Raw genomic sequence first — 15,690 nt, 5'->3', positions numbered from 1 at the left:
ACGTGCAAGAGCTTGCACGTTTCAGGCACGTCCCGTTTCGTGCAGGCGGCGGCGTAGAATGTCCACCAGACACGACGATCGAGAGGGGATCTCATGAGCGACACCACGACCACGCACGCCGCGCCCTTCGAGGCCGCGCGCGGCAAGCTCGGCTTTGGCTGCATGCGCCTGCCCGTGAACGAGGACAAGAGCGTCGACATCGCCACGTTCTCGCAGATGGTCGACGCCTTCATCGACGGAGGGCTCAACTACTTCGACACCGCGCGCCCCTATCACTCCGGCAACTCGGAGCCCGCCGTCGCGGCGGCGCTCGCCTCCCGCCACGACCGTGACGAGTTCCTCCTCGCGGACAAGCTCTCCCCCGGCAACTTCGAGCGCCGCGAGGACATCCGCCCGCTCATCGAGGACCAGCTGCGCGCCTGCGGCGTGGACCACTTCGACTTCTACCTCATGCACTCCCAGGGCATGGGCAACTACGAGAAGTACCAGCGCTGCGGCGCCTACGACGAGGCCTTTGCCGCGCGCGACGCGGGGCTCGTGCGCCACGTGGGCTTCTCGTTCCACAGCAACGCCGCGTTCCTCGACCGCATCCTGACCGACCACCCCGACGTCGAGTTCGTCCAGCTGCAGGTCAACTATCTCGACTGGGAGAACGGCGTCATCCAGAGCCGCGAGTGCTGCGAGGTGGCCGCCGCGCACGGCAAGCCCGTCATCGTGATGGAGCCCGTCAAGGGCGGACGGCTGGTCAACCTGCCCGACGAGGCGCGCGACGTCCTCGCCGCCGCCGGGCCCGGCTCCCCCGCGAGCTACGCCCTGCGCTTCGCCGCCGGGCTCCCCGGCGTTGAGATGGTGCTCTCCGGCATGGGCACGCCCGAGATGATCGCCGAGAACGTGTCGACCTTCTCGCCGCTCGTCCCGCTCTCCCCCGCCGAGCGCGAGGCCGTCGCCCGCGTCACGCAGATCCTGCGCGGCCAGAACGCAATCGAGTGCACCGCCTGCCGCTACTGCGTGGACGGCTGCCCCAAGAAGATCAACATCCCCGACGTCTTCTCCTGCCTCAACGCCAAGCGCGCCTACGGCGAGGACTCGGCCGGCTTCTACTACAAGGCGGTCCACACCGGTCACGGGCACGGACTGGCCTCGGAGTGCATCGGCTGCGGCGCCTGCGAGCGCGCCTGCCCGCAGCACCTGCCCATCCGCGAGCTCCTGCGCGGGGTGGCGGCGGAGTTCGAGGCCGAGGAGTAAGCGCCGCGTCAGCCCATTCTTACCAGCCTGTCACGTTCCCGCTCCCCGTGAATACGTAACGCGTTCACGGGGAATACGGTAGTGGCTGAAAGTTCCGATCGACCACACATTCGAAACGACATGTCGAGGAGGCCCCATGCACGACCCTGAGAGCACGACCAGACAGGCCTCCGAGCAGGTCATCAAGCCCGGCATCTTTCCCGCTGGCGGCGCGCACGACCTCGTGCCCGCCGCTGACGGCCCCATGCCCATCGAGGGCCGCCTGCGCAAGGCGCCGCTGCGCGTGCCCGAGAACTACGAGGGGTGCTCCGGCTTCACGCTCTTCGGGCGTCGCATCCGCACCCTGCTCTACTCCACCGACGTCGCCGCCATCCGCAACTCGAACGCGGACGCGATCTTTGCCGTCTACCCCTTCACCGCGCAGCCCGCCATCACGCAGGCGCTGCTCACGGTGGCCGAGGCCCCGCTCTTCGTGGGCGTGGGCGGCGGCACCACCACCGGCAGGCGCGCCGCCGAGCTCGCCGCCGTCTCGGAGATGCAGGGCGCTGCCGGCGTGGTGCTCAACTCCCCCGCCACCCCCGAGATGGTGAGCCAGGTGGTCTCCACCGTGGACATCCCCGTGGTCGCCACGATCACGCGCTTCGACAACGAGGCCGCCGAGAAGGTCCAGGCGGGCGCGCGCATCATCAACGTCGCCGCCGGGCGCCGCACCCCCGAGGTCATCGCGGAGCTTCGCGCCGCCTTCCCCGCGCTCCCCATCATCGCCACCGGCGGGCGCGACGACGAGACCGCCGCGACCACCATCGCCTCCGGCGCGAACGCCCTCATCTGGGCGCCCCCCAGCGTCACCGAGCTCCAGCGCGACATGATGGTCCGCTACCGCGAGAAGGCCGAGGCGGTGGCGACGGCGGCCGGCGAGGAGCGCTCCGTCGCCACCGTCGTGCCGGACATAACCGACATGCCCGTGGCAGACGTCCCCAACGGCGTTGTCCAGACGGTGCCCCCCGAGGTGGAGGCCGCCGAGCAGATCGGCGAGGAGGACTTCGTGAGCCCCTTCCGCGGGCGTCTGCCCAGGCTCCCCTTCTTCGGCCGCAAGGCGCGATAGCCCCAGACGCCGCCGCGCGACACCGCGCACCCCTCCCCGATTTCAGCGAGTTTTCGGACGAGCTGCCAAAACCTCCTGCGCGCGTGCATAATGGTTGGGACATAACACGCGCGAGGGAGGGCACGCACATGCAGGAGCTTGAGGATCGCATCCGTCGGGACGGCATCGTACGCGAGGGAAACGTCCTCAAGGTCGACAACTTCCTCAACCACCAGTGCGACGTGGCCCTCTACGACCACATGGGCGCCGAGTGGGCGCGCCTCTTCGCCGGCAAGCGCATCGACAAGATCCTCACCATCGAGGCCTCCGGCATCGGCATCGCCTGCGTCGCCGCGACGCACTTCGGCGGGGTCCCGGTGGTCTTCGCGCGCAAGACCGAGTCCAAGAACATGGACGGGGACCAGTACCGCACCAACATCACGAGCTACACCAAGGGACGCGAGTACCAGGTCATCGTTGCCAAGCGCTTCCTCTCCCCCGGCGAGCACGTGCTCATCATCGACGACTTCATGGCCATGGGCTGCGCGATGAACGGCCTGCTCGAGATCTGCGACGAGGCGGGCGTCATCGTGGAGGGCATCGGCATCGCCATCGAGAAGGGCTTCCAGCCCGGGGGCGACGAGCTGCGCCGCCGCGGCTACCAGGTGGAGTCCCTCGCAGTGGTGAAGTCCATGAACGCCGAGACCGGCGAGATCGAGTTCGCGTAGGCCAGTCCCCCCCCCTCTTCTCCGTTCTGCGGAATTCTCCCTTGACATATGAACACATGCTCATATAATCATCCGTAGGTAATATATGAGCACGTGTTCATATGCTCATTTGGAAGGAGCGAACATGGCGGAGAAGCTGACCGTTGGGGAGACGCCCGACGAGATGCCGGACGAGGAGCTGCTCTACGACCTCGCCGACCTCTTCAAGGTCTTCAGCGACACCACACGCATCAAGATCCTCTTTGCCCTCATGGGCCGCGAGCTCTGCGTCGCAGACATCGCCGAGCAGACCGGGAGCACGCAGAGCGCCGTCTCCCACCAGCTGCGCACCCTCAAGCAGGCGCGGCTCGTGAAGTTCCAGAGAGACGGGCGAAACGTCGTCTACTCCCTCGCCGACGACCACGTCTACACGATGCTCAACCAGGGCATGTCCCACATCTGCGAGTAGCGGGCGGAGCCCGCGGGAAAGGAAACGCCATGCGCAAGTCATTCAAGCTCGACGAGATCGATTGTGCCAACTGCGCGCTCAAGCTCGAGGACGCCATCAAGAAGGTCGACGGCGTGGACGACGCAAAGGTCAACTTCATGACCCAGAAGCTCACGCTCACCGCCCCCGATGACCGCTTCGACGACGTGCTGGACCGCGTGGTGGCCCTCGCCGCCAAAATCGAGCCCGACTGCGAGATCGTCCGCTAGGTCTGCAAATTGGGGACAGTCCCCAATTTGCAGAAAAGTTTTATGTGAAATGGGGACTGTCCCCAATTTGCAGACCCAATTTGCAGAGGAGCCGTCGTGAACAAGAAGCAAATCAAGTGGCGCAACCGCATCATCATCGCGCTCGTCATCTTCGCGGCCGTGATGGTCGTGGAGGAGACGGGGCTTCTCGCCAGCGCCTTCGGCACGCCGGGAGACGTCTATGCCAGCTTCGCGCTCTTCCTCGTCCCCTACCTCATCGCGGGATACAAGACCCTGCTCGAGGCGGCGCGCAACATCCGCCTCGGAGACCCCTTCGACGAGGCCTTCCTCATGTCGGTCGCGTCGCTGGGCGCCTTCGCGATGGTCCTCTTCCCCGAGACCGAGCCCCACATGGCCGAGGGCGCCGCGGTCATGCTCTTCTACCAGGTGGGCGAGCTCTTCCAGAGCTACGCCGTCGGCCAGAGCAGGAAGTCCATCGCGGCCATGATGGACATCGCCCCGGACTACGCCAACGTCGAGAGGAACGGCGAGCTCGAGCAGGTCGACCCCGCCGAGGTCGCCCCCGGCACCGTCATCGTGATCAAGCCCGGCGAGCGCGTGCCCATCGACGGCGTGGTCACAGATGGTGTCTCCCAGCTCGACACCGCCGCGCTCACCGGCGAGTCCGTCCCGCGTCACGTGGAGACGGGAGCAGACGTCATCTCCGGCTGCGTCAACATGACCGGCGTCCTGCGCGTGCGCACGACCAAGCCCTTCGGGGAGTCCACCGTCTCCCGCATCCTCGAGCTCGTGGAGAACGCAAGCGAGAAGAAGGCCCGCACGGAGAACTTCATCACCCGCTTCGCCCGCGTCTACACGCCCGTCGTCACGCTCTCGGCGCTCGCGCTCGCCGTGATACCGCCGCTCGCCGGCATGGGAGCCTGGTCCGACTGGATCCTCCGCGGCCTCACCTTCCTCGTCGTGAGCTGCCCGTGCGCGCTCGTAATCTCCGTGCCGCTCTCCTTCTTCGGCGGCATCGGGGGCGCGTCGCGCCTGGGCATCCTCGTCAAGGGCTCCAACTACCTCGAGCTCCTCGCCCACGTTGACACCGTGGTCTTCGACAAGACCGGCACGCTCACGAGCGGCACCTTCAACGTGGTCGCCGTTCATCCCGAGGCCGGCGTGGACCCGGACTACGTGCTCTCGATGGCCGCGCACGCCGAGTCCTTCTCTGACCACCCCATCGCCATATCCGTCCGCGCCGCCTATTCCGGCGAGATCGACCGCGAGAAGATCGCGGGGGCGCGCGAGGAATCGGGGCACGGTGTCTCCGCGCGCGTGAACGAGCACCTGGTCATGGTGGGCAACGACAAGCTCATGGCGGAGCACGGCGCCAGCTGGCACGACTGCGACCTCACGGGCACGATCCTGCACGTCACGGTTGACGGAGCCTACGTGGGCCACATCGTGATCGCGGACGTGGTGAAGGATGACGCCGCACAGGCCATCACCGACCTTCACGCCGCCGGCGTTCACCGCTGCGTCATGCTGACCGGCGACCGCCAGGACGTTGCGGAAGCCGTGGCCGCACGCCTGGGCATCGACGAGGTGCGCGCGCAGCTCCTCCCCCAGGACAAGGTCGCCGAGGTCGAGCGGCTGCTCGCGGGCGAGAAGGACGGCGGGAGGCTCGCCTTCGTGGGCGACGGCATCAACGACGCCCCCGTCCTCACCCGCGCAGACGTGGGCATCGCCATGGGCGCGATGGGCTCGGACGCCGCCATCGAGGCCGCGGACGTCGTCCTCATGGACGACCGTCCCTCCAAGATCGCGCAGGCCATGCGCGTGGCGAGAAAGACGATGCGCATCGTGTGGCAGAACATCGTCTTCGCACTGGGCGTGAAGCTCCTCATCCTCGCGCTCGCCGCCGTGGGCATCGCCAACATGTGGCTCGCGGTCTTCGGCGACGTGGGCGTGGCGATGATCGCCATCCTCAACGCCATGCGCTGCATGCGCGTCGAGAAGAACTAGGGGCCTCAGCCCCCTCCCGCCAATGTACAGAAAAGTCGGACTTCCCCGGCGCCCATCAGGGAAATCGCGCGGGAAAGTCCGACTTTTCTGTACATTGGCGGGAGGGGGCGTTCTTCTCCCCAACCGGCAGGCCCGTAACCCCGTCACAGACGCTCGAGCTTGGTCCTCACGACACGGCGCACGGAGTCGTCGATCCGCTCCTCGGTGAGCTCGCCGGCTGCCACGGCGTCGAGGACACCCTGGTACGCAGCCTGGAGGTCCTCGGGCATGAGCACCATGTCGGCACCGGCGAGAAGCGGCGCCACGCCAAGGCGGTCCAGGGTCAGCGACTCGAGCGCGGCACCCATGGCCATGGAGTCGGTGATGATGATGCCCTGGTAGCCGAGCTCGTTTCGAAGGAGGTCGGTGATGATCTCGCTGGAGATCGTCGCGGGGTCGCCGTCACCGGTGATGGTGGGCATGGAGAGGTGGCCCACCATGATGAAGGGAACGTCCGCCTCGATGGCGGCCTGGAAGGGCCTGAGCTCCTCGGCGCGAATCTCGTCGAGGGTCTTCTCGGAGTAGATGCGGCCGTCGTGCGAGTCCCCCATCGCGCCGCCGATGCCGGGGAAGTGCTTGGCGGAGCAGAGCACGCCCGCCTCGGCAAAGCCCTCCACCTGCGCCTCGACCATCGGCGCCACGACGTCGGCGGTGGAGCCGAAGGAGCGCAGGCGCATCGTGTCGCTCTCGGGGTTGTTGGCGATGTCCGCGTCCGGGGCAAAGTCGACGTTGAAGCCCAGGTACTGAAGATAGGTGCCAATGTGCTTGGCCACCTCGCGAGCGTAGTCGGTGTCCCCGGTGGCGCCCACGTCGCACATGTTGCCCACGTTGTCCACGCCAAAGCCGGAGCTCCCACCCACGCGCGAGACCGTGCCGCCCTCCTCGTCCACGCAGAGGAAGATGGGAAGGCCGCTCGCCTCCTCGGAGTAGGCCGCGGTGTTGCGCAGCATCTCGCGCGTCTGATCGGAGTCGACGAGGTTCGCGGCAAAGTAGACGATGCCGCCCACCGGCATGTCGAGAAGGGCCTGGCGGGTGGTCTCCCCCGCCGCGACGGCGGTCTCCACGCCCGTGATGGCCTCCGGCCGCACGACGAAGAGCTGGGCGACCTTCTGCTCGAGCGTCATTCCGGAGACGATCCTGTCGACCTCGGAGACGGCCTCCTCGGGCTCCTCGCTCGCCTGGGGCTCGTCCCCCTCCGGCGCGCGGTCGCTCACAGTGCCCGTCTCCCCCCTCTCGTCGGTCTGGTCCTGGGCGGCATCGGGGCTCGAGCACGCGCCCAGGGCAAGGGCGAGGCATGCGCCGGCGGAGGCAACGGCGCCGCGACGGGTGATGTTGGGGGTTCTCTGCATGTTCTTCTCCTTAGCGTAATGGTGAGGGAGCGCTGCTAGGCGCGCCCCAGACGATCCTCGATCAGCCCCGCGAGCACGTCCCCGAGCTCGTGGCCGGCGACGCGCATCATCTGCGGGAAGCGCGAGTAGTACGTGAGCCCGGGCATGGAGTTGACCTCGTTGAAGACGACCTCCCCCTCGGGCGTGACGAAGAGGTCCACGCGGGCGAGGCCCTCGCAGCCCAGCGCCTCGTAGACCGCCGTGCCGGCGGCGCGCACGCGCCCCATCACGTCATCGGGCAGGGCGGCGGGGCAGCGCAGCTCCGTGTTGGCGCCTGGGTCCTTCTCCAGGTGGATCCTGAAGAAGCCGTCGCCGGACACCACGATCTCGTCGGGCTCGCCCATCCAGGTCCCGCGCACGGCGTCGCCCACGATGGCGCAGCCCACCTCCACGCCGGTGATGGCCTCCTCCACCGCGACCTTCTCGTCGAGCTCGAAGGCGGCGTCGACGGCGGCGTCGTAGGCCTCCTGGTCCGCCGCTCGGGAGACGCCGATGGAGGAGCCCCCGCGCGCGGGCTTGACGAACACGGGAAAGCCTCCGCAGGCCTCTGCCGCGGCGGCACGCTCATCGGCGGAGCATCCGCGCCAGAGCACCTCGCAGCGCGGGGACCTCACCCCGGCTGACGCCGCAAGGCGGTGCGACGCGTCCTTGTCCATGCAAATTGCGCTGGCCATGACGCCGCAGCCCACGTAGGGCACGCCGGCGACCTCGAGCGTCCCCTGCACCGTGCCGTCCTCGCCGCCCTGTCCGTGGAGGACGGGCAGCGCGACGTCAACGGAAAGTGGACGCACCGTGCCGTCCGAGGAGAGCTCCGCGAGCCCTCCGCCGGGCACCACGGCAACGGGCGCGCAGTCGTGGCCCTCCCAGTCGCCCGTCACCTCGGACGGGTCACCGGAGTAGCGAAGCCACCGCCCCTCCCGCGTGATGCCCACGAGAACGAGGTCAAAGCGACCGCCCAGGGCCTTGATCACGTTGTCCGCGGACTTGCAGGAGATGTCGTGCTCGGTCGAGACGCCGCCAAACAGAAGTGCGACCCTGGTCATGCCGTGCCTCTCGTCGTAATTTGCGCAACAGCTCATTATAGGGGGCCCGCGCCGGGCTTCGCTGTATAGTTATTCCGTCAGTTGAAACCCTGCGGAGCGCGGGGTCCCGCGCCCGTCCTCGCCAAGGAGGAACCCATGTCAAAAGAGCGCAAGCTCCTCAAGATCATCTGCTTCCTGTACGTCCTCGACGCCATCGCGTTTCTCGTCTTCGGCGGCATCATGCTCGCCGGGATGTCCCTGCTCGACCCCGCCGACACCGTGGCGGTCGGCGGAATCGACTTCAACCTCCAGGCGTGGTCGATCATCTTCGGCATCTGGGGCATCGTGTCCGGCATCTTCTACCTCATCTACGCCTTCGCGGGCATCCGCGGCGCGAACACGCCGCGCAAGATCGGCCCCTTCCGCGTCATGAGCCTCGTCGCCGTGATCTTCGCCGTGATTGGCATGCTGCTCGGCGTGGCGCTCGACGGCGTGAGCACCGACACCGTCCTGTACGTCGTCTCGCTCGTCTTCGCCATCGCGTGCTTCGTGCTCTCCGGCAAGATCAAGGAGCAGGCCGAGCGCTAGGCATCAGTCGAGAAGAACGACTGCCTCGGGCGTCGCCCCCACGGGACGGCGCCCGATTTGCACATTTGGGGACGTGCCTGAAACGTGCAACATTCTGCACGTTTCAGGCACGTCCCCAAACATGCAACCGGCACGTCCCCTTTTGTGCATCAACTTTGCGTCTTTCGGCGAAATACATGCTGATTCGCATGCGATATACCCCAATAGGACTATCAGACCTCAGTGTCTTTGCGCTATAGTCTGCGCGACCCGACCTGCCAGAGAGGAAGCACCGTGACCTCCCCCACCCCCGCCCCGCACCGGGCAGCGATGCCCGCGCGCGAGCTCCTGCCACTCCTGGCGCTCACGCTCTCCGCGTTTCTCCTCAACACGTCGGAGTTCGTGCCCATTGGGCTCCTCACGGACATCGCGGGGGCCTTCGGCCTCTCCGAGTCCGGCGCGGGGCTGATGATCTCCGTCTATGCCTGGGCGGTCGCGGCCCTTTCCCTGCCGCTCATGATCGCGGCGAGCCGCATTCCGCCCAAGGGGCTCATCACCACGGTGCTCGCCCTCTTCTGCGCAGGTCAGGTCGCCTCCGCCGTTGCCCCCACCTTCGAGCTGCTCGTGCTCGCGCGCCTTGTGGTCGCCGCCTCGCACGCGGTCTTCTGGTCCGTTGCCTCCCCCTTCGCCGTGCGCCTCGTCGCCCCGGAGCACGCCTCCCTCGCCATGTCCATGATCGTCACGGGCACCTCCGTGGCCATGATCTTTGGCCTCCCCCTCGGGCGCGCCCTCGGCCTCGCGCTTGGCTGGCGCATGACGTTCGCCTGCGTCTGCGCCATGGGCCTCGTGGCGCTCGTCGGGCTTCTCGCCCTCTTCCCGCGCCTCCCCAAGGGAGAGCCCTTCACGCTCGCCCGCCTCCCCGAGCTCGGGAGCAACCGCCCGCTTCTGGGCATCTATCTGGCCACCATCCTCTTCTCGTGCGGCTACTACACCGCCTACAGCTACATCGAGCCCTTCCTGCAGCAGGTCGCCCACGTCCCAAGCGAGCTCGTCACCGTGGCGCTCACGGTCTTTGGCGTGGCGGGGCTCGCGGGCAGCTGGCTCTTCGCCCGCCTCTTCGACGCGCACCGACGCGCGTTCCTCTCTGCCACCATGGTGGGCATCACCGCGGCGCTTCTCGCCCTCGCGCCCCTCGCCGGGCTCGCCGCCGGCCCCTTTGTCGTCTGCGCCCTCTGGGGCGTCAGCGCCACCGCCTACAACGTGGCCGCCCAGGCAGAGATCATCCGCGTGACCCCCGAGGGCGCGTCGGCCGTGGCCATGTCCATCTTCTCGGGCCTCTTCAACGTGGGCATAGGCCTGGGGTCGGTCGTGGGCGGCCTCGTCTGCGACGGTCCCGGCATCGGGCTCGTGGGTGTGGTCGGAGGCATCGTCGCCGCTGCGGGCGCGGCGTTCTGCGTGGCGCGGCTCGGAGCCATGCTGGAGAGGGCCGCGGCCTGACCCGTGCGGCCGCGAGCGTGCTAGACTGTGCCCCGCGTCAGACCAAGAAAGGGGCACCCATGGCACTTCCCGTCTTCGACCTGCACTGCGACACCGCCGACCGCCTGGCGTGGCGCTCGCTTCCCGCCGAGCTGCGCGCCGCGACGGGCCTCGAGTTCTATGGCCCGGAGGACGAGGCCGACCCCGCGGGCTGCGCCGAGCTCGCCCGCAACCACTGCCACGTCTCGCTCGAGCGCGTGGGCGACACCCCGTGGGCCCAGTGCATGGCGTGCTTCATCCTTGACGAGCTCTCGCCCGAGCAGGCGGTCGCCTTCTGTGACCACGTCTTCTCCTGCGTCGAGCGGGAGGCCGAGAAGAACGCGGGCTCGGTGACCCTTGCCCGGGGCGCGGCGGACATCAGGCCCGCCCTCGACGCCGGCCGCTTCGTGGCGGTGAGGACCATCGAGAACGCGCGGCTCTTTGCCGCCGACCCCGGCCTCGTGGAGCGCCTCGCGGAGCGCGGCCTCCTCATGGCATCGCTCACCTGGAACGCGGCGGGCCCCCTCGCGAGCGGCCACGACTCCCACGCGGGCCTCTCGAGCCTTGGCGCGGACGTCCTCGCCCAGATGGAGCGCGCGGGCGTCGTGCTCGACGTCTCCCACCTCAACGACGAGGGCTTCGCCGACGTTGCGGCCCGAGCTCGACGCCCCTTCGTGGCGAGCCACTCCAACTCGCGCGCCGTGTGCGCCCACCGCAGGAACCTCACGGACGACCAGTTCCGCGAGATTCGCGACCGCGGCGGCATCGTGGGCCTCAACTACTGCTGCGGCTTCCTCGTGGAGGGCGCCGAGGGCGAGCGCGGGCGCAGCATCGCCTTCGACGAGGTGGCCGCGCACGTCGAGCACTGGCTCGACCTCGGCGGCGAGGACGTCGTGGCGCTGGGCTCGGACTTCGACGGCACGGACGTCCCCGCCTTCCTCGACGGCGCGCAGACCCTCCCCGCCTTCCAGGACCTTCTCGTGGCGCGCTTTGGCGGGACCGTGACGAGGAAGCTCTGCGCGGAGAACGCGCTCTCGTTCTTCGAGCGCTACGCGCGCGGGTAGGGCGGCGTTCGGCACCCTCGGCTGATGGCACTTCTCGGCATTTGAAGAGAAAGCGGCCGCACTCATATGTGCGGCCGCCAGGTGCGGGCATTCTGACAAGTCACGGCGCGGGAGTGCGGGGTCTCTCACGGAACCTGTTGTCATGTGCGGGCATCAGGTGCCCCCTGGGTCGCACTCCCGCCTCAAAGCGAGAGGTTCGACGCACAGGCTTGGCGCGCTTTCGCGCCTACGCGTCCTTCTCGGGGTAGCGGGGCGGAACGAGTCCGGCGCGCTCGAGCGACACCACGATGGGCACGACCACGGCAAGCTGCAGCACGATGCCCACGAGGCTCGTGACAAAGGACGCGGCGACCCACGCCTCGAGCGAGTAGGCGCCCGGCGAGAAGATCAGCGCGCGCAGGACGCCGTTCACCACGCGGCCGGCGAGCATGGCGCCGATGAGCGCGACGTAGAGGTCGCGGGTGACGCTGCCCGTGCGCACGAACCTGGAGAGCAGGCCCGAGACCAGGCCGTAGGTGAAGAGCTCGCAGGTCATGGGCGGCAGCATCGGGGCGGCCGGCATGCCGGTGAGGAGGCCGGAGAGCACGGGACCCAGAAGACCCGTCACGGCACCCGCCACGGGCCCGGCCACGAGCCCGGAAATCATCACCGGGATGTGCATGGGCAGCCACGTGGCGCCCGCGTTGGGGATGGAGTGGAACGCCATCGGCAGCACGATGCAGAGCGCGGCGCACACCGCGGCGATGACGATTCTCTTGACCTGACTCATGCGTGCATCTCCCTTTCTCCCCCGTCGGCGGCGCGCCGGGACGGGGGCAGACGGTACCCGCGCGCCTCCATCGCGACGGAGAGCTCGTCGGCGCGACGGATCGCGGACACGAATATAGGAACGAGCAGCCGCATATAACTGACGGCGCGTCGCATAATAGCATGAGAGACGACGGTTCCGCAACGTATTGTCTGCGCCCTCATGAGCTGGCGGCTCTCGCGGAGCAGCGTGGGCACAAACTGCACGGTCACTCCAACGGCGAGCGCCGCGGCCTCCGCGGGAAATCCCACGCGGGCGAGCGGCCGCAGCAGCGCGCGCACGCCGTCGATGAGCTCCTGCGGGCGCGTGGTCGCGGTGAGGAGGGTCCCCAGCACCACCACGAGCAGCGTGCGCACCACCACGCGAACGCCCTGGGCGGCGCCGGCAACCGTGAGGTGCGCGGGACCAACCGAGATGACGGGGTCCTCTGCGCCGAAGAAGAACGCGTTCATGACGAGCACCGCAAGGAGGAACCACCTGAGGCCCCACGCGGAGCGCGCGGCCGAGCGCCATCCCACGCGCGAGAGCGCCACGAGCGCGGCCACGAGCGCGCAGACCAGGAGGAGCTCCAGGGGCGAGGAGGCCAGCACCACGAGCGCCACGCAGGCGACAAGACCTGCGAGCTTGGCACCGGCGCCCATGCGGTGCAGGGGCGAGTCCGCCCAGACGTATCCGGAGACCCCCCTCATGCGAGCCCCCTCCCCCGAAGGACGGCCCGGGCGAGCTCCTCCGCCGTGAGCGGGTTCCCCTCCACGGCAACGCCGGAGCGCCTGAGCGCCGCGGCGGCGCGTGCGGCGCACGCCGCCTCGAGGCCGTGGTCGCGCATGAGGGCGGCGTTGCCGAGGAGCTCCCGCGCGGGCCCGTCGAGCGTCACGCGCCCGGCGTCGAGGCACACCACGCGGTCCGCCACGGAGGCGAGGGCGTTGGCGTCGTGGCTCGCCATCACCACCGTGGCGCCCTCCCGCGCCGCGGCCGCCACGGCGGCGAGGCACGCGTCGCGGGCGCGCGGGTCGAGCCCCGCGGTGGGCTCGTCCAGAAGGAGGAGTCCCGGCCGCGTGGCGAGGACCGACGCAACGGCCACGCGACGCTGCTGCCCGCCCGAGAGGGCGAAGGGAGAGCGCCTGCCCAGCTCGTCCAGGGAGAGGCCCATGAGGGAGAGTGCGTGCGCCGACCGCTCGCGGGCCTCCTTTCCCGAGGCGCCGCGGGCGAGCAGGCCAAACGCGAGCTCGTCTGCCACCGTGGGCTCGAAGAACTGCCGCTCGGGAATCTGGAAGACGAGCCCCACCGAGGAGGCGATCGCGCGGGCGCCGGCCCCGTGGGAGGCTTCCGCCCCGTCAACGAGCATGCGGCCCGCGTCCGGGCGGGTCACGCCGGCCATGACCTCGAGGAGCGTGGTCTTGCCCGAGCCCGTCTGGCCCATGAGGCCCGTCACCCCGCCGGACACCTCGAGCGAGACGTCGTCGAGCGCCGCCACGCGCTCCCCCGCCGGCCCCTCGTAGGTGAGGCGTATGCCCTCGAGCGTCAGCCGCACAGCGCGCTCACCAGCCCCTCCACCGTGACGGGCGCGGGCCCGCGGACCGCCCCGGCGCGCTCGAGCTCGTGCCAGGCGCGCACCACGAGCGGGGGCTCCAGGCCCGCGCCCTCCAGCAGCGCCTCGTCCGCGAGCACGTCTTCCGGGGCGCCCGCCGCCGCTACCTCGCCCGCGCGCATGACCACCACGCGGTCCGCCCGGGCGGCGAGCTCCATGTCGTGCGTGACCCAGACGACGGTGGTCCCGCGCTCGCGGCGGACGCGGGAGACGGCCGCCATGAGCTCGTCTCTGCCGCGCGGGTCGATCATCGAGGTGGCCTCGTCCAGGACGATGACGCGCGGGCCCGAGGCGAGCACGCCCGCGAGCGCCACGCGCTGCTGCTGCCCGCCGGAGAGCCCGTGGACATCGCGCCGCTCGAAGCCAGGAAGGCCCACGGCGGCGAGGGCGGCCGCGGCCGCGGCGCGCGCGTCCTTCTCGGCCGCGCCGAAGTTGAGGGGGCCAAAGGCCACGTCCTCTCCCACCACCGAGGAGACGAACTGGTTCTCCGGGTTCTGGAACACCATGCCGCAGGTACGGCGCACCTCCCACACGAGCGCGGGGTCGGAGACGTCGAGGCCAAACACCCTGATCTCACCCTCCTGCAGGGGGATGAGCGCGTTGATGTGACGGGCGAGCGTGGTCTTTCCGGAGCCGTTCTCGCCCACTATTGCCACGAGCTCGCCGGGGGCGACATCGAGCGAGACGTCGCGCAGGTCCTGCCTGCCGGGCACGTACGCGTGGCAGACCCCGCGCGCCTCAACGGCCATCTCGCCCATCTCGCCCCCTCTCGCTTGCGTCAGCACAAACGGTCACCCATTCTACCCGCAACGCGACCGCCCCGACGCGGGGATGCGGAGGCCACCGTCCGGCGGGTCTCCGGGGGCGTCCCTCTCGGCAATGTACAGAAAACCCGGAGTTCGCCTGGCGTTCCCCCAGTTGGCGCCCAGGGAGCTCCGAGATTTCTGTACATTGCCGGGCGAGGCGCGCCAGAAGACGCCCGCGAGGCGCGCCAGAAGACGCCCGCGAGGCGCGTCGGACGTCCGGCGGCGTTGCGCTCCCAAAAGGATAACGCGTTTGAAGACGATGCCCGATACCTGCGGTATCATTGAGAGGTTCCCGCCACAACACAAAGAGGAGGACACGTGCTCACCTTCGAGAAGTACGTCCGCCCCGGCACCACGCGCCAGGCGTACGAGCTCCTTCAGGAGAACCGCATGGCCACGGTGATCGGCGGCATGATGTGGCTGCGCCTCGCCGACCGCACCTCGCCGCTGGGGATCGACCTCTCCCGCTGCGGGCTCGACAAGATCGAGGAGACCGAGGACGCGTGGCGCATCGGCGCGATGGTGACCCTCGGCCAGCTGGAGAACCACGAGGGCTTTGCGGCGTCGACCTGCGGCATCTTCACCGAGGCCGTACGCGACATCGTGGGCACGCAGTTCCGCAACCTCGCCACCGTGGGCGGCTCGCTCTACGCGCGCATGGGCTTCTCGGACATCGTCTGCGCCCTGCTGGCCCTCGACACCGAGGTCGTGCTCGAGGGGGCGGGCGTCATGCCCATCATCCCCTTCGTGGAGCGCGGGGCGAGAAACGACGTCCTCACCCACATCGTCGTGCGCAAGCACCGCTACCAGGCCGCCTTCGAGTCCGTGCGCAACGCGGCCACGGACTTCTCCGCGCTCAACGCGGCGGCGGCCTGCTGGCAGGGCTCCTGGCACGTCACGGTGGGAGCCCGCCCCAAGAAGGCGACGCTCATCACCGGCGGCGAGCGCATCCCGCTGCGCCGCGACTTCTCCCCCGCCGAGCTCGACGCCACGTGCGAGCTCGCCGAGAGCCTGGACTTTGGGGACGACCTGCGCGGGACCGCCGAGTGGCGCCGCAAGGTGGCCCCCGTCCTCGTCCGTCGCGCCGTGGAGCGCGCGACCGCGAAGCCCCGCGCCAAGAAGGAGGCGTAAAC

General features: G+C 69.2%; 16 protein-coding genes. 10 read left to right on the top strand and 6 right to left on the bottom strand.

Going from position 1 to position 15,690, the window contains the following annotated elements; genetic code table 11:
- Positions 1-93: 93 nt before the first annotated feature.
- From B5F79_RS03790 to B5F79_RS03765, 6 genes are all read left to right on the top strand, one after another.
- On the top strand, positions 94-1,245 hold the full coding sequence (locus B5F79_RS03790; protein ID WP_087217660.1) for an aldo/keto reductase: 1,152 nt from the start codon (positions 94-96) through the stop codon (positions 1,243-1,245).
- Positions 1,246-1,381: 136 nt separating this feature from the next.
- The gene (locus B5F79_RS03785) at positions 1,382-2,350 is read left to right on the top strand and encodes a hypothetical protein (protein ID WP_206391019.1); all 969 of its coding nucleotides are present in this window, start codon (positions 1,382-1,384) and stop codon (positions 2,348-2,350) included.
- 128 nt (positions 2,351-2,478) lie between these two features.
- Positions 2,479-3,057 carry a xanthine phosphoribosyltransferase gene (locus B5F79_RS03780; protein WP_087217658.1) on the top strand — a complete coding sequence of 193 codons (579 nt, stop codon included), beginning with the start codon at positions 2,479-2,481 and terminating at the stop codon, positions 3,055-3,057.
- 124 nt (positions 3,058-3,181) lie between these two features.
- Positions 3,182-3,505: an ArsR/SmtB family transcription factor gene (locus B5F79_RS03775; protein ID WP_087217656.1), complete on the top strand. Its 324-nt coding sequence runs from the start codon at positions 3,182-3,184 to the stop codon at positions 3,503-3,505.
- 29 nt (positions 3,506-3,534) lie between these two features.
- Positions 3,535-3,753 carry a cation transporter gene (locus tag B5F79_RS03770; RefSeq protein ID WP_087217654.1) on the top strand — a complete coding sequence of 73 codons (219 nt, stop codon included), beginning with the start codon at positions 3,535-3,537 and terminating at the stop codon, positions 3,751-3,753.
- 96 nt (positions 3,754-3,849) lie between these two features.
- The gene (locus tag B5F79_RS03765; RefSeq protein ID WP_087217652.1) at positions 3,850-5,760 is read left to right on the top strand and encodes a heavy metal translocating P-type ATPase; all 1,911 of its coding nucleotides are present in this window, start codon (positions 3,850-3,852) and stop codon (positions 5,758-5,760) included.
- A 143-nt stretch (positions 5,761-5,903) separates the two neighbouring features.
- Here B5F79_RS03765 and B5F79_RS03760 read toward each other — a convergent pair whose 3' ends face one another.
- Entirely contained in the window at positions 5,904-7,148 is a 1,245-nt protein-coding gene (locus B5F79_RS03760; protein WP_087217650.1) for a glycoside hydrolase family 3 protein, read from the bottom strand.
- 35 nt (positions 7,149-7,183) lie between these two features.
- Positions 7,184-8,230 carry a D-alanine--D-alanine ligase family protein gene (locus B5F79_RS03755; RefSeq protein WP_087217648.1) on the bottom strand — a complete coding sequence of 349 codons (1,047 nt, stop codon included), beginning with the start codon at positions 8,228-8,230 and terminating at the stop codon, positions 7,184-7,186.
- Positions 8,231-8,365: 135 nt separating this feature from the next.
- Here B5F79_RS03755 and B5F79_RS03750 point away from each other — a divergent pair, with 135 nt between their 5' ends.
- The 3 genes from B5F79_RS03750 to B5F79_RS03740 all read left to right on the top strand — a co-directional run bounded on the left by B5F79_RS03750 (position 8,366) and on the right by B5F79_RS03740 (position 11,355).
- Positions 8,366-8,797 carry a hypothetical protein gene (locus tag B5F79_RS03750; protein ID WP_087217646.1) on the top strand — a complete coding sequence of 144 codons (432 nt, stop codon included), beginning with the start codon at positions 8,366-8,368 and terminating at the stop codon, positions 8,795-8,797.
- Between the two features lie 273 nt (positions 8,798-9,070).
- Positions 9,071-10,273, top strand: a complete 1,203-nt coding sequence (locus B5F79_RS03745; protein WP_241147243.1) for an MFS transporter — start codon at positions 9,071-9,073, stop codon at positions 10,271-10,273.
- 59 nt (positions 10,274-10,332) lie between these two features.
- On the top strand, positions 10,333-11,355 hold the full coding sequence (locus tag B5F79_RS03740) for a dipeptidase (protein ID WP_087217644.1): 1,023 nt from the start codon (positions 10,333-10,335) through the stop codon (positions 11,353-11,355).
- A gap of 226 nt (positions 11,356-11,581) precedes the next feature.
- Here B5F79_RS03740 and B5F79_RS03735 read toward each other — a convergent pair whose 3' ends face one another.
- Genes B5F79_RS03735 through B5F79_RS03720 form a run of 4 tightly spaced genes read right to left on the bottom strand, consistent with a single transcriptional unit; the run spans position 11,582 to position 14,509 of the window.
- Complete coding sequence (locus tag B5F79_RS03735; RefSeq protein WP_087217642.1) at positions 11,582-12,124, bottom strand: ECF transporter S component; 543 nt, start codon at positions 12,122-12,124, stop codon at positions 11,582-11,584.
- Entirely contained in the window at positions 12,121-12,852 is a 732-nt protein-coding gene (locus tag B5F79_RS03730) for an energy-coupling factor transporter transmembrane component T family protein (RefSeq protein ID WP_087217640.1), read from the bottom strand. The genes B5F79_RS03735 and B5F79_RS03730 overlap by 4 nt, the downstream gene beginning before the upstream one ends.
- A complete protein-coding gene (locus tag B5F79_RS03725; RefSeq protein ID WP_087217638.1) occupies positions 12,849-13,694 on the bottom strand; it encodes an energy-coupling factor ABC transporter ATP-binding protein in 846 nt (281 codons plus the stop codon). The genes B5F79_RS03730 and B5F79_RS03725 overlap by 4 nt, the downstream gene beginning before the upstream one ends.
- A complete protein-coding gene (locus B5F79_RS03720; RefSeq protein ID WP_087217636.1) occupies positions 13,685-14,509 on the bottom strand; it encodes an ATP-binding cassette domain-containing protein in 825 nt (274 codons plus the stop codon). The genes B5F79_RS03725 and B5F79_RS03720 overlap by 10 nt, the downstream gene beginning before the upstream one ends.
- A 366-nt stretch (positions 14,510-14,875) precedes the next feature.
- On the opposite strand from B5F79_RS03720, the gene B5F79_RS03715 reads away from it, so the two are divergent.
- Complete coding sequence (locus B5F79_RS03715; protein ID WP_087217634.1) at positions 14,876-15,688, top strand: FAD binding domain-containing protein; 813 nt, start codon at positions 14,876-14,878, stop codon at positions 15,686-15,688.
- Positions 15,689-15,690: the final 2 nt, after the last annotated feature.

Source organism: Olsenella sp. An285, assembly GCF_002159625.1.
Taxonomy (GTDB): Bacteria; Actinomycetota; Coriobacteriia; order Coriobacteriales; family Atopobiaceae; genus Thermophilibacter; species Thermophilibacter avicola.
This window is presented reverse-complemented; position numbering and strand designations above follow the sequence as displayed.